The organism is Burkholderia pseudomultivorans, from assembly GCF_001718415.1.
Taxonomy (GTDB): Bacteria; Pseudomonadota; Gammaproteobacteria; order Burkholderiales; family Burkholderiaceae; genus Burkholderia; species Burkholderia pseudomultivorans_A.
This window is the reverse complement of sequence record NZ_CP013377.1, coordinates 2,526,899-2,539,378: the sequence shown is the minus strand read 5'-3', so window position 1 is coordinate 2,539,378 and position 12,480 is coordinate 2,526,899. Positions and strand designations below refer to the sequence as shown.

General features: G+C 69.4%; 13 protein-coding genes. 10 read left to right on the top strand and 3 right to left on the bottom strand.

Annotated features, from left to right (window positions below; translation table 11 throughout):
• The first annotated feature begins 12 nt into the window (after positions 1 to 12).
• Positions 13 to 180, top strand: a complete 168-nt coding sequence (locus WS57_RS37590) for a hypothetical protein (RefSeq protein ID WP_009687702.1) — start codon at positions 13 to 15, stop codon at positions 178 to 180.
• Positions 181 to 256: 76 nt separating this feature from the next.
• Here WS57_RS37590 and WS57_RS10950 read toward each other — a convergent pair whose 3' ends face one another.
• Positions 257 to 1,321, bottom strand: coding sequence for an AraC family transcriptional regulator (locus WS57_RS10950; protein WP_009687703.1), 1,065 nt, complete (start codon positions 1,319 to 1,321; stop codon positions 257 to 259).
• A gap of 71 nt (positions 1,322 to 1,392) precedes the next feature.
• On the opposite strand from WS57_RS10950, the gene WS57_RS10945 reads away from it, so the two are divergent.
• The gene (locus WS57_RS10945; protein ID WP_059515886.1) at positions 1,393 to 2,592 is read left to right on the top strand and encodes an MFS transporter; all 1,200 of its coding nucleotides are present in this window, start codon (positions 1,393 to 1,395) and stop codon (positions 2,590 to 2,592) included.
• A 48-nt stretch (positions 2,593 to 2,640) separates the two neighbouring features.
• Here the strand turns inward: WS57_RS10945 and WS57_RS10940 are convergent, their stop codons facing one another.
• Positions 2,641 to 3,402 carry an isocitrate lyase/PEP mutase family protein gene (locus tag WS57_RS10940; protein ID WP_009692504.1) on the bottom strand — a complete coding sequence of 254 codons (762 nt, stop codon included), beginning with the start codon at positions 3,400 to 3,402 and terminating at the stop codon, positions 2,641 to 2,643.
• An 88-nt stretch (positions 3,403 to 3,490) separates the two neighbouring features.
• Positions 3,491 to 3,958 (bottom strand): MarR family winged helix-turn-helix transcriptional regulator, encoded by a 468-nt coding sequence (locus WS57_RS10935; protein ID WP_009692503.1) that lies wholly within the window; start codon positions 3,956 to 3,958, stop codon positions 3,491 to 3,493.
• An 81-nt stretch (positions 3,959 to 4,039) separates the two neighbouring features.
• Here WS57_RS10935 and WS57_RS10930 point away from each other — a divergent pair, with 81 nt between their 5' ends.
• The 8 genes from WS57_RS10930 to WS57_RS10895 all read left to right on the top strand — a co-directional run bounded on the left by WS57_RS10930 (position 4,040) and on the right by WS57_RS10895 (position 12,475).
• Positions 4,040 to 4,408 (top strand): hypothetical protein, encoded by a 369-nt coding sequence (locus WS57_RS10930; RefSeq protein WP_009692502.1) that lies wholly within the window; start codon positions 4,040 to 4,042, stop codon positions 4,406 to 4,408.
• 71 nt (positions 4,409 to 4,479) lie between these two features.
• Positions 4,480 to 5,097 (top strand): glutathione S-transferase family protein, encoded by a 618-nt coding sequence (locus WS57_RS10925; protein ID WP_009692501.1) that lies wholly within the window; start codon positions 4,480 to 4,482, stop codon positions 5,095 to 5,097.
• Between the two features lie 116 nt (positions 5,098 to 5,213).
• On the top strand, positions 5,214 to 6,089 hold the full coding sequence (locus WS57_RS10920) for a LysR substrate-binding domain-containing protein (protein WP_059515989.1): 876 nt from the start codon (positions 5,214 to 5,216) through the stop codon (positions 6,087 to 6,089).
• Positions 6,090 to 6,337: 248 nt separating this feature from the next.
• Positions 6,338 to 7,132 (top strand): phosphonoacetaldehyde hydrolase, encoded by a 795-nt coding sequence (gene phnX / locus WS57_RS10915; RefSeq protein ID WP_009692499.1) that lies wholly within the window; start codon positions 6,338 to 6,340, stop codon positions 7,130 to 7,132.
• Positions 7,129 to 8,256, top strand: a complete 1,128-nt coding sequence (gene psrA / locus WS57_RS10910) for an iron-containing alcohol dehydrogenase PsrA (RefSeq protein WP_009692498.1) — start codon at positions 7,129 to 7,131, stop codon at positions 8,254 to 8,256. The genes phnX and psrA overlap by 4 nt, the downstream gene beginning before the upstream one ends.
• Positions 8,257 to 8,272: 16 nt before the next feature.
• Positions 8,273 to 9,718 (top strand): MFS transporter, encoded by a 1,446-nt coding sequence (locus WS57_RS10905; RefSeq protein WP_059602084.1) that lies wholly within the window; start codon positions 8,273 to 8,275, stop codon positions 9,716 to 9,718.
• A 331-nt stretch (positions 9,719 to 10,049) separates the two neighbouring features.
• A complete protein-coding gene (locus tag WS57_RS10900; RefSeq protein ID WP_040130435.1) occupies positions 10,050 to 10,637 on the top strand; it encodes a DUF2760 domain-containing protein in 588 nt (195 codons plus the stop codon).
• Entirely contained in the window at positions 10,634 to 12,475 is a 1,842-nt protein-coding gene (locus WS57_RS10895) for an Hsp70 family protein (protein ID WP_009694117.1), read from the top strand. The genes WS57_RS10900 and WS57_RS10895 overlap by 4 nt, the downstream gene beginning before the upstream one ends.
• The last annotated feature ends 5 nt before the right edge of the window (positions 12,476 to 12,480 follow it).

The window sequence follows — 12,480 nt, the reverse complement described above, 5'->3', positions numbered from 1 at the left end:
AGGAGAGGAACGATGACGGAACGAGACCATGAAATCGCCGACCTGTCGAAGGAACTGCTGGGCCGGATCCTGCAGGGCACCGTCGCGAGCGGTGCGGCCGTCGATGCGCAACAGTGCGCGGCGCTGGCCGTGCAGTGCGCGACGGTGCTGATCGATCAGCTGGAAGCGCGCAGCGGGTGATTCGAAACGAATGGCCGCAGCGAGCAGCACGCCGCCTGCGGCGCCTCGGCCGCAGCACCGCTGCGCGCGCCGGCGGCTACGTCCCGCTCGTGTCGTGAACGGGCGCGCCGACCGTATCGGCGCCGACCCGCACCGCGCCCGGCGGCCGGCCGACCACGCGCTTGAATGCCCGGCTGAATGCGGCCAGCGAGCCGTAGCCGAGCCGGTACGCGACAGTTTCGATCGCCTCGCGATCGCGCGTGATCCATTGCGCGGCGAGCCGCATCCGCAATTCGGTCAGGTAGCGCACCGGCGCCATGCCGGTCGCCGCGAGAAAGCGCTCGGCGAACACCGAGCGCGACACGCCCGCTTCGGCGGCCAGTTCCGCGACGCTCCAGTTGCGGCCCGGATCGCGGTGCAGCGCGACGATCGCGCGACCGAGCTTCGGTTCGCGCAGCGCCTGCACCCAGCCGGTCGCATCGCCGCAGCCGCACTCGACCCAGCCGCGCACGATGAACGCGGCGACGACATCCGCGAGCCGCGCAAGGATGCCCGCGAACCCCGCGCGCTCCGAGCACGCTTCGCGCTCCATCGCGTCGAGCATCGGGCGGATTTCCGGATAGCGTGCGAGCAGCGTGCCGACGTGCATGAACTCGGGCATCGTGCCGACCAGCGGCTGCATGCCGCCGAGATCGAGTTCCATGCACGCGCTGAAGATCAGCGCCTCGCCGGCGCCCGGCTCGGTCGTCGCACACGCGGGCGGCGTACCGGCCGAGCCGACCGACGCGACCGTATCGCAGATCTTCGCGGCCTCGAAGCCGTTGATCTCGCGGCACGGCGCATCGGGGTCGGAAACCAGCGCATGCATGTTGCCGTGCGGCAGCAGGATCGCGTCGCCGGCCTCGAGCTGCATCGTCGCGCCGGCCGCGTCGCGCAGCAGCACGGGGCCGCGCCCGACGAAATGAAACTGCGCGCGCCCCGGCGCGTGACCGAAGCTCAGCCCGAACGGCCGCGCAACCTGGATGCGGCGGTACTGGACGCCGCTCAGGCGCATCCCGAGCAGCAGCTCGCTGACGAGGTCGTGCGCGTCGGGGACGGGAGGAAGCAAGGGCTCGGCCATCGGATTCGGACGTTCGATCAATAAAGTCGGATTGTATGTCATAGACCGTCCTGCTGTCGTTCCTTAGGATACGCCGACATCGGTATTTATCCCTATACGGAACGGAACGACACATGAACCCCGGAATGTCCACCGCCGCCTCGCTGGCGGCCCCCCGCGAACCCGCCTGGGGCGCTGTTTTCGCGATGACGCTCGGCGTGTTCGGGCTCGTCACGGCCGAATTCCTGCCCGCGAGCCTGCTGACGCCGATGGCCGACAGTCTCGGCGTGACCGAAGGCGTTGCCGGTCAGGCCGTCACGGCCACGGCCGCGGTCGCGCTCGTCACGAGCCTGCTGATCGCCGCCGCGACGCGCACGATCGACCGGCGCCGCGTGCTGCTCGCGTTCTCGGTGCTGCTGGTCGCATCGAATCTCGCGGTCGCGTTCGCGCCCAACCTGACGATGCTGCTGACCGGCCGCGTCGTGCTCGGCGTCGCGCTCGGCGGCTTCTGGACGATGGCGACGGCGACCGCGATGCGGCTGGTGCCGACCGCGATGGTGCCGCGCGCGCTGTCGATCATCTTCAGCGGCGTGGCCGTCGCGACGATCGCCGCCGCGCCGCTCGGCAGCTACTTCGGCCATCTGATCGGCTGGCGCAACGTGTTCCTGATCGCGGCCGGGCTCGGCGGTCTCGCGCTGCTGTCGCAGGCCGCGACGCTGCCGTCGATGCCGCCGAGCGGCACGACGCGGCTGCGCACGCTGATCGACGTGCTGCGCCGGCCGACCGTCGGCCTCGGGATGTTCGCGACGATCCTCGTGTTCACCGGGCATTTCGCCTTCTTCACGTATCTGCGGCCGTTCCTCGAACAGGTCGCGGGCGTCGGCGTGAACGGGCTGTCGGCGATCCTGCTCGGCTACGGCGTCGCGAACTTCGTCGGCACGTCGCTCGCGGGCCGCGTGCTCGAGCACCGGCTGCGGCCGATGCTGATCGCGATGCCGGCGCTGATGGTCGTGCTCGGCATCGCGCTCGTCGCGCTCGGCCGCGCGCCGCTGCTCGACGCGGTGCTCGTCGCGTTGTGGGGCATGGCGTTCGGCGGCGTGCCGGTCGCGTGGTCGACCTGGGTCACGCGCACCGTGCCCGACGAGGCGGAGAGCGCAGGCGGGCTGATTGTCGCGGCGATCCAGCTCGCGATCGCGACCGGCGCGGCGGCGGGCGGCGTCGTGTTCGACGCGAACGGCGCGGCCGGCGTGTTCGTCGCCGCGGCGGTCGTGCTGGCCGTCGCGGTCGCGACGATCGTCACGGGTGTGCCGAAGCGCGTGGAAGCGGTGTCGTAAGCGGGCGGCCGGATCGCGTCGGCGCATCCGGCCGCCCGCGCATGCGCGTCAGCCGCGCGGCTGCACGAGCGCCGCGAGCGCCTTCATCGCCTGGATATACGGATAGGGGCCGTGACTGATGCGCGCGACGCCGGCTTCGGCGAGTTCGGCCAGCGTCGGCGTTTCCGCGACGCGCATCACGTTGACGGGCAGCGGCGACGCCGCCGTCAGCCGTCGAATCAGCGCCGGGGATTTGAGGCCGGGCACGAACAGCCCGTCGGCGCCCGCTTCGGCATAGGCGCGACCGCGCGCCAGGACCGCGTCGACCAGCTGCTCGTCGTGCCGTTCCGCCGGCGTGACGAAAAACACGTCCGTGCGCGCGTTGATGAAATATCCCGCCCCCTGCTTGTCCGCCGACGCGCGCGCGGCCGCGATGCGGGCGGCGGCCGCTTCGACGCTGCGCACCTCGCCCGTCGCGGGCACGCTGTCCTCGAGATTGCAGCCGATCGCGCCGGCGTCGATGCTGAGCGCGATCGTCTCCGCGACGTCGTCGGCGCGCTCGCCGTAGCCGCTTTCGAGATCCACGGTCACCGGCAGGTCCGCCGCGCCGACGATGCGCGCGAGCACCTCCATCACGAGCGCACGCGGAATGTGCTCGCCGTCCGCGAAACCGTTGGCCTTCGCGACCGACCAGCTTCCGGTCGCGAGCGCGGGCGCGCCGGCATCGGCGACTGCGCGGGCGCTGCCGGCGTCCCAGACGTTGAACAGGATCAGCGGATCGCCCGCGCGATGCAGCGAGCGAAAACGGGCATGCTTGTCAGCAGTTGTCATCGATGTCTCTCCTGGTGGGCGCGATCGAATGCCGCCGTGAAGGATACGTCTGCCGCGCCGCGCGTGGAGAGAAAAATTCCGTGCGGGCTCAGTCGCGCGCCGACGGATCCTCGGACAGCGTGCGCAACTGGTCGCGCAGCCGGTCGACGTCGCCCGGTGGAAACGGCTTCTCGATCTCGGCGTGCGTCTGCTGCCACAGCGGAAACGCTTCGGTCAGCAGCCGATCGCCGGCGGGCGTCAGCGCGAGCAGGCGGCTGCGCCGGTCGTCCGGATCCTGCGCGATCGTCACGAGGCCGCGCCGCTCGAGCGGCTTCAGCGCGGCCGTCAGCGTGGTGCGATCCATCGCGAGCAGCGACGCCACCGCTTTCATCGGCGCCGGCTGCGGCCGGTTCAACGACATCAGCAGCGAGAACTGGCCGTTGGTGAGATCCAGCGGACGCAGCGCATCGTCGAAAATGCGCGCGAGATTGCGCGCCGCGCGCTGCATGTGCAGGCACAGGCAGCAGTCGCGCACCATCAGCGTCGTTTCGAAAGGGAGCTTTTCTTTTCGTGCCATGTTGCAATTATGTTGATATCAACCTATCTTGTCAAGGTCGAGGCGCGGCAACCCGCCGCGTCCGTCCTTGGAGGAGAAAGCATGAGTGCGCAACCGCAGTTGTATCTCGCCGTATTCCTCGGCAGCAAGGAGAGCCCGCAGATGAAGGCGTGGGCCGCGTTGTCGGACCAGGAACGGCGCGCGAAGGAGCAGGAAGGCATGGCTGCATGGACCGCATGGGTCGACCGGCATCGCGACGCGATCGTCGAGCTGGGCGGCCCGCTCGGCAAGACCAAGACCATCGGCGCGCGCGGCATCGCGGATACGACCAACGCGATGGGCGCGTTCACGGTCGTGCGGGCCGCCTCGCACGACGAAGCGGCGCGGATGTTCGAGGGTCACCCGCATTTCACGATTTTCCCGGGCGAGACGATCGACGTGATGCCCGTGCTGCCGATTCCGGGCAGATGAGCGGCGGCGGGCGAGCGGCATGCGCCGCTGCCCGTGCGACGTTTCCCGAACTTTCTGAATGGAGATTTGCGATGAAGCTTTACGGATTTGCCGGTACCCGTACGCAGCGCGCGCTCTGGGGGCTCAAGGAACTCGATGCGGATTTCGAGTTCGTGTCGGTCGACCTGCTCGCGGGCGAGCACAAGCGGCCCGAATTCCTGCGCCTCAACCCGGCCGGCAAGGTGCCCGTGCTGGTGGACGGCGATCTCGTGATTCCCGAATCGGCCGCGATCGTGCTGTACCTCGCCGACAAGTACCCGGAGAAGGGGCTGCTGCCCGCCGATCCGGTACAGCGCGCGCAAGCCTATCGCTGGATCATGTTCGCCGTCACGGAACTCGAACAGCCGCTATGGCGGATCACGCGGCATTCGTTCATCTATCCGCCGGAGAAGCGCAGCCCGGCCGACATCGAACTGGCGCGAGAGGACTTCACGACGATGGCCGCGGTCCTCGAACGGCATCTCGAAGGGCGCGAATTCATCGTCGGCGATACGCTGACGGTGGCCGACTGCGTGACCGCCTATCTGATCGACTGGGCCGGCGAATGCGACCTGCTCGAGCCGTTCCCGCAGTTGCGCGCGTATCTCGAACGGCTGTATGCGCGGCCGAAGGCGCCGCAGCGGATTGCGGACACGCGCAAGGCGGCGTGAGCGGGTGGGCGTGACGGGCGACAGGAGGGGGAACGCAACTGTCACATTCGCTCGATACATTGGATTTTCCGATGCCAGTCGGCATGCGACGCGAAATTCCCGATCGATCGACCGTCATGACCCTCACCCAGATTCGCAGCTTCATCGCCGTCGTCCAGCACGGCGGCTTCACGGCCGCCGCTCGCGCACTGTCCACGAGCCAGACGACGATCACGTCGCAGATCCAGACCCTCGAACACGAACACGGCGTCGAGCTGTTTCACCGGCGCGGCCGGCGCGTCGAACTCTCCGCGGTCGGCGTCGAATTCCTGCCGATCGCGCGCCGCATCTGCAGCGACGAGACCGACGCCGCCGCGCTGCTGCGCGACAGCGGCGCGTTGCAACGCGGTTCGCTGAAGATCGGTGCAGTCGGTCCGTTCCACGTGACCGAGATGATCGAGGCGTATCACGCGCTGCATCCGCACATGCATCTGTCGGTCGCACTCGGCAATTCGGAAGCGGTGCTGCGTGATCTCGACCAGTACACCTGCGACGTCGGCGTGGTGGCGCGCGCCTTCGAGGATCCGCGTTATTTCACACAGCGCTACGCGAGTTTTCCGGTAATCGCGTTCGTGCGCTCGACACATCCGTTCGCGAAGCGCGCGACGATCACCCTGGGCGAGCTGGCCGGCGAACCGCTGCTGATGCGCGAACCGGGTTCGACGACGCGCCGCGCACTCGAGGATGCGATGCAGGCCGCCGGCCTGACGCCGCGCGTCGCGATGGACATCGGCAGCCGCGAGGCGCTGCGTGAAGCGGTCGCGCGCGGCCTCGGCGTCGGCACGGTGTCGAAGGCCGAATACGTGCCCGACGAGCGGCTGCGGCCGCTGCGCATCGAAGGCGATCCGGTCGAAACCCATATCCACGTATGCTGCCTGAGCGAGCGGCGCGACAGCCGGCTCGTCGCGTCGTTCTTCGATGCCGTCGCGCGCTGCCGGCCGCTCGATGCGTGAGCGCCGTCGTCGGATGTGCCGCGCGAGCGCGTCGACGATCGATCGGAAATATCGGTCGATCCATTACGAATGACCGGGGATTTCGATCATGAGCCCGTCATCGCGGATGCCTAACCTGCTGCTCACACCCACTTTATTCAGGTGCGAGCATGAATTTCGTTGCAGAGTTCCATTCCGCTCCGATTCGGGATGCTGACAAATTTGTTGGTGCTGTGCCGACACCCGGCCATCACGACTGGCGCGGCCCCGTGACGACCGTCGTGTTCGACTGGGCGGGCACAGTGCTCGACTTCGGCTGCATGGCGCCGGTCGCGGCATTCCGCGAGATTTTCTCGGATGCCGGCGTGCCGGTTTCCGTCGAGGAAGCGCGCGCGCCGATGGGCGCGGCCAAGCGCGAGCACATCGAGATGATGCTCGCGATGCCGTCGGTCCAGGCGCGCTGGGCGGCGCATACGGGCCGAGCGTCGACGGAACGCGACGTCGACGCGCTGTATGCCGCGTTCCTGCGCGTCGACGCGCTAAACGTGTCGCGCCACAGCGCACTGATCCCCGGCGCGCTCGACACGATCGCCGCCCTGCGCGCACGCGGAATCGCGATCGGCAGCACGACGGGCTATCCGCGCGAAGTGATGAAGCATCTCGCGCCGATCGCTGCAGCGAACGGCTATTCGCCGGATTTCTGCTGCACCGTCAGCGACGTCGCACGCGGCCGACCGTGGCCCGACATGTGTCTCGCGAACGCGCTCGCGCTCGGCGCGGCGCACGTGCAGGGCTGCGTGGTTGTCGACGATAGCCCGACGGGCCTGCAGGCGGGCCGTGCCGCCGGCATGTGGACGGTCGGCGTCGTGGTCACCGGCAACGAGATCGGGTTGTCGCAGGCGGAGTGGCAGGCGCTCGATCCGGCCGAACGCGACACGCGGGCCGCGCATGCGCGATGCACGCTGCGGCAGGCCGGCGCGCACTTCGTGATCGACGGCATCGCCGACCTGCCGCCCGTGATCGACCGGATCGAAGCCGCGCTGGCTGCGAGGGCGGCGGCATGAGCGACTGGCGCTTTCACAACCCGGTGCGTATCCGATTTGGCATCGATTCGCTTGCCGACGCGCCCGACGCGCTCGCCGGCCGCAGCTACGCGATCGTCACGTATCCCGATGCCGTGTTCGCGCGGCTCGCGGATCGCCTCGAGGCGCAACTCGGCCCCGCGCTCGCACGCATCGACTGCGTCGAGGCGAATCCATCGGTGCCAATGCTGAGGCGCGCGTGCGAACGGCTCGCGGTATTGCCGCGCAAGCCCGACGTGCTGGTCGCGCTCGGCGGCGGCTCCGTGATCGATTCGGCGAAGGTGCTGGCTGCCGAGCACGGCGATTTCGACCGCGTGCTGCGCATCCTGTCCGGCGACAGTTCGACGGTGCACGCGGCGCTGCCGATCCTCGCCATCCCGACCACGGCCGGCACCGGCAGCGAAGTGACGCACTGGGCGACCGTGTGGGACCCGCACAATGCACGCAAGCTGTCGCTGTCGCGGCCCGATCTCTACCCGGAGACGGTCATCGTCGATCCGCGCCTGATGATCGGGCTGCCGATGCAGCCGACAATCGCCAGCGGCCTCGACGCGTTGTCGCACGCGCTCGAAAGCATCTGGAACGTGCATGCGAACCCTGTCACGCGCGGCCTCGCCGTGCACGCCGCGCGCGAGCTGATCCGCGGCCTGGGCCGCGTGAACGCGGATCTCGACGACCTCGACGCGCGCAGCGACATGGCGCTCGGTGCGCTGCGCGCCGGGCTGGCGTTCTCGAATACGCATACGGCACTCGCGCACAACATTTCCTACGCGATCACGCTGACACGCGGGGTCGCGCACGGCATCGCGTGCTCGTTCTGCCTGCCTGCCGTGATGCAGGCGGCGATCGGTGTCGACGGCGCATGCGATGCCGCGTTGTGCGAGATCTTCGGCGACACGGATTCGGCGCCCGCGCAGCTCGCGACGCTGCTCGACGCGCTCGGCGTCGCGCGCCATCCAGCCGCATACGGAATCGACGCGAACGAATGGGCGCAGATCGTGGACCACGCCTTCGACGGCGCACGCGGCCGCAACTTCATCGGCACGCGCGCGCGCTTTCCACATTTCGACTTCAGCCCGGAGCAGCCCGAGCGGGCGCTTCACTGACGAGGAGCAACCCATCATGAAACTCTCCCAACCGATCGAAACGGACGCGCTCACGCGTCTCGACAACTTGCCGTGGACGCGCTTCCACACGCTGATGCTGGTCGCGCTGGGCGTCGGCTGGGCGCTCGATTCATTCGAAACCAACATCATCGGCAGCGTGTTCGGCGTGCTCAAGTCACACTGGCATCTGAGCGCCGCGCAAGGCTCGCTCGCGGTCAGCATCTGGGTGTTCGGGATGCTGGTCGGTGCGATCGCGTTCGGCTATCTCGCCGATCGCTACGGCCGCAAGCGCCTGTTTCTCGCAACGCTGCTCTGGTATGCCCTGTTCAGCGTCGCGACCGTGCTGTCGTGGAACTACGCGTCGTTCCTGTTCTTCCGCGCCATGACGGCGCTTGCCGTCGGCGGCGAGTATTCGGCGGTGACCGCGACGATGGGCGAATTCATTCCGAAGAAGCACCGCGGCCGCACCGATGCGCTGATCCTGTCGGGCTTTCCGGTCGGCGCACTGCTGTCGGCGGCCGTGTCGTACCTCGTGCTGAACCAGTTGCCGGCCGAATGGGCATGGCGCGTCGGTTTCGGCTTCGGGACGACGATGGCGTTGATCTTCTTCTGGATTCGTCGCGTGATTCCCGAGTCGCCACGCTGGCTGATCCAGCAAGGGCGAGTCGCCGAAGCGGAAGCGATCGTCGAGCAGGTCGTCGCGAGTGCGGCGCGCGATCCGCGCATGCAGGCCGAGCACGCGCAACTGTCGAAACGTTACGCGCCGATGCGCTTCGAACATCAGGCGCCGGCTTTCTGGCGCAACGTCGGCGAACTATTCGGCGCGTATCGCGCGCGCTGTGCGCTGGCCGGTGCGCTGAACTTCTCGCAGGCGGCCGTCGTGTACGGCGTGCTGTCGCTGATGGCGCTCGTGATCCTCCCATACATGAAGGTGCCGTCGACCGACATGCCGCTCTACTACGTGTACGGCAACGTAGCCGCGCTCGCAGGCGGCATCGTCGCGGCCGTGCTCGTCGAGGCCTGGGGGCGGCGCGCATCGCTGTTCGTCAGCTATACGTTCACTGTCGCGGCGATCGTGTTCATCTACGCGATGCACGCGCTGCCCGGCATGGTGCTCGGCTATTGCCTGATCCAGTTCGGCGTCACATGGGCGTACATCTCCGGCTATGTCGTCTCGTCCGAGATCCTGCCGACCCGCATCCGCGCGACGGGGCTCGGCGTGTCGGTCGCGATCGGGCGGCTTGGTGCGGTGATCGCGCCGCTGATGCTCACCAACGTCTATGCGATGGCGGGTACGCCGTCGGCCGCGTTGATCGTGCTGCTCGTGCTCGCGCTGCCGGGGCCGCTCGCGGCCGGTCTGTGGTGGATCAACGGGCGCGAGACGCGTCGTATTTCGCTGGAAGCGTGCAGCGCGGACGTCGGCGACGAGCCTGCGCTGGAGGCGTCGCCGCGCGTCGCGTGACGTGCGGCTTCGCGCGCCGTCGCGCACGGGGATGCCGGAAGGCGATTTCGACGCGGAAATCGCAGGACGGCATCGCGCCCATTGATGCGCTGCAACCTCGCGGAAGGCCGCCTGCGATGTTCATTGGGCAGGTCGCACACCCCGCGCGGGCATGGTCTGTCCCCCAACTTCTGCCCGGTTCGTCCGCCACAGGGCAAAATACGGGTTTTCCGCACCCCGCGAGGGGGCCAGAATCACGCGCCGGGCGGCGCGGTGCGCGTGCCGCGCGCCGCCGCCCGGCGCCCAGGCAAGATTGCTCGCCGCGCGGCGAGCCCACAGGAGTCCAGACCTCATGCCCGAATCCAACCTGTCCTTCTTCGGCCGGCTGTCGCTCGCCGTCGGGACCTTCTTCTCCGTGCTCGGCAATCGCGAATTCGCCGCCGGCGTGCAGCGCGTGCGCGACGGCGTCCCGGCCCCGGTCGCGCCGGCGCCGGCCGCCGCACCGCAACCCGCGCCTGCGCCTGCGCCCGTCAAGGCCCCTGCGCCGGAACTGCGCGAAGCGAGCCCGCAGGCTGCGCTGCAACTGCTCGGCCTGCTGCAGCGCGACGCGCGTTTCATCGATTTCGTCGAGGAAGACATCGCGGGGTACGCGGACGCCGACATCGGCGCAGCTGCGCGCCTCGTGCACGACGGCTGCCGCGCGGCGCTGCGCGAGCACTTCACGATCGTGCCGGTGCGCGATGAGGCGGAAGGCAGCCGCGTGACGCTGCCGGCCGGCTTCGACGCGACGGCCGTGCGCGTGACCGGCAACGTGGTCGGTTCGGCGCCGTTTACGGGCACGATCAGCCATCGCGGCTGGCGCGTCGCCGACGTGCGCCTGCCGAAGCTGACGGGCAGCCATGACGCATCGGTACTCGCACCGGCGGAGGTGGAACTGTGAGCGATCCGCGCTATTCGATCGGTATCGACCTCGGTACCACCCACTGCGCGCTGTCGTACGTCGACAGCGCCGCGAGCGACGGCGAGACGATCGCGCAGCAGGTGCTGCCGATCGCGCAGCTCACCGCGCCCGGCGCGCTGGAGTCGCGCGACCTGCTGCCGTCGTTCCTTTACCTGCCGCACCCGAGCGAGCTGACGCAGGGCGACCTCACGCTGCCGTGGACGGCCTCGCGCGAGTTCGCGGTCGGCGAGATGGCGCGCAGCCGCGGCGCGGGCACGCCGATCCGCCTCGTGTCGAGCGCGAAGAGCTGGCTGTGCCATCCGGGCGTCGATCGCCGCGCGGCGATCCTGCCGAGCGATGCGCCGCCCGAGGTGGCGCGCGTGTCGCCGCTGGAAAGCTCGATCCGCTACCTGACGCACCTGCGCGAGGCCTGGGATCACGCGCATCCGGACGCCCCGTTCGTCGAGCAGGACGTGACGGTCACGATTCCCGCGTCGTTCGACCCGGCCGCGCGCGAACTGACGGCCGAGGCCGCGCGCGCCGCCGGCTATTCGCGGATGACGCTGCTCGAGGAGCCGCAGGCCGCGCTCTACAGCTGGATCCAGAAGAGCGAAGGCGGCTGGCGCAAGCAGGTGAAGGTCGGCGACCTGATCCTGTGCGTCGACGTCGGCGGCGGCACGACCGACCTGTCGCTGATCGCGGTGGTCGAGCGCGACGGCAATCTCGAACTGCATCGCGTGGCCGTCGGCGAGCACATCCTGCTCGGCGGCGACAACATGGACCTCGCGCTCGCGCACGTGGTCGCGCGCAAGCTCGCGCAGCAGGGCACGCAGGCCGATCCGTGGCAGTTGCGCGCGCTCACGTATGCGTGCCGCGGCGCGAAGGAAACGCTGCTGTCCGACCCGACGACCGACGCGGTGCCGCTGGTCGTGCCGAGCCGCGGCTCGAAGCTGATCGGCGGCTCGATCCGCACCGAGCTGACGCGCGCGGAACTCACGCAGACGATCCTCGAAGGCTTCTTCCCGCAGGTCGATGCGGCCGCGCGCCCGGTCAGCCGCGCGCGTGTCGGTCTCACGCAGCTCGGCCTGCCGTACGCGCAGGACGCGGGCATCACGCGCCATCTCGCGGCGTTCCTCGGCCGCCAGGTCGCGGCGCTCGATACGCTCGAAGGCGTGCAGCGCACGCTGCCGGCCGGCGCGACGTTCCTGCATCCGACCGCCGTGCTGTTCAACGGCGGCGTGTTCAAGTCGTCGCTCCTCACGCAGCGCGTGCTCGACACGCTCAACGGCTGGCTCGCCGCGGAAGGCGCGCCGCCCGCACGCCTGCTCGAAGGCGCGGATCTCGATCTGGCGGTCGCGCGCGGCGCGGCGTACTACGGCTACGTGAAGCGCGGCCGCGGCGTGCGGATTCGCGGCGGCACGGCGCGGGCCTACTACGTGGCGATCGAATCGGCGATGCCCGCGGTGCCGGGGCTCGAACCGCCGGTGCAGGCGCTCTGCGTCGCGCCGTTCGGGATGGAGGAAGGCTCGGACGCGGCGCTGCCGCCGCAGGAGTTCGGCCTCGTCGTCGGCGAGCCGGTGCAGTTCCGTTTCTTCGGTTCGTCGGTGCGCCGTCAGGATCAGGTCGGCACGCTGCTCGATTACTGGTCGCCGGAAGAGCTGCAGGAACTCGAGGAAATCCAGGCGACGCTGCCCGCGGAAGGGCGCACGGTCGGCGAGATCGTGCCCGTGAGGCTGCACGCGCGCGTGACCGAGGCCGGCACGCTGGAGCTCGAAGCGATCCCGAGCGGCACCGACGAGCGCTGGAAGGTCGAGTTCGACGTGCGCGGCACTGCCTGAGTGCG

Excerpts from the sequence above, each read along its gene's own strand:
- WS57_RS10935 (WP_009692503.1), bottom strand. The coding sequence starts at position 3,958 with ATGGCACGAAAAGAAAAGCTCCCTTTCGAAACGACGCTGATGGTGCGC.
- WS57_RS10920 (WP_059515989.1), top strand. The coding sequence starts at position 5,214 with ATGACCCTCACCCAGATTCGCAGCTTCATCGCCGTCGTCCAGCACGGC.
- WS57_RS10905 (WP_059602084.1), top strand. The coding sequence starts at position 8,273 with ATGAAACTCTCCCAACCGATCGAAACGGACGCGCTCACGCGTCTCGAC.
- WS57_RS10945 (WP_059515886.1), top strand. The coding sequence starts at position 1,393 with ATGAACCCCGGAATGTCCACCGCCGCCTCGCTGGCGGCCCCCCGCGAA.
- WS57_RS10940 (WP_009692504.1), bottom strand. The coding sequence starts at position 3,402 with ATGACAACTGCTGACAAGCATGCCCGTTTTCGCTCGCTGCATCGCGCG.
- WS57_RS10950 (WP_009687703.1), bottom strand. The coding sequence starts at position 1,321 with ATGACATACAATCCGACTTTATTGATCGAACGTCCGAATCCGATGGCC.
- WS57_RS10925 (WP_009692501.1), top strand. The coding sequence starts at position 4,480 with ATGAAGCTTTACGGATTTGCCGGTACCCGTACGCAGCGCGCGCTCTGG.
- WS57_RS10930 (WP_009692502.1), top strand. The coding sequence starts at position 4,040 with ATGAGTGCGCAACCGCAGTTGTATCTCGCCGTATTCCTCGGCAGCAAG.
- psrA (WP_009692498.1), top strand. The coding sequence starts at position 7,129 with ATGAGCGACTGGCGCTTTCACAACCCGGTGCGTATCCGATTTGGCATC.
- WS57_RS10900 (WP_040130435.1), top strand. The coding sequence starts at position 10,050 with ATGCCCGAATCCAACCTGTCCTTCTTCGGCCGGCTGTCGCTCGCCGTC.
- WS57_RS37590 (WP_009687702.1), top strand. The coding sequence starts at position 13 with ATGACGGAACGAGACCATGAAATCGCCGACCTGTCGAAGGAACTGCTG.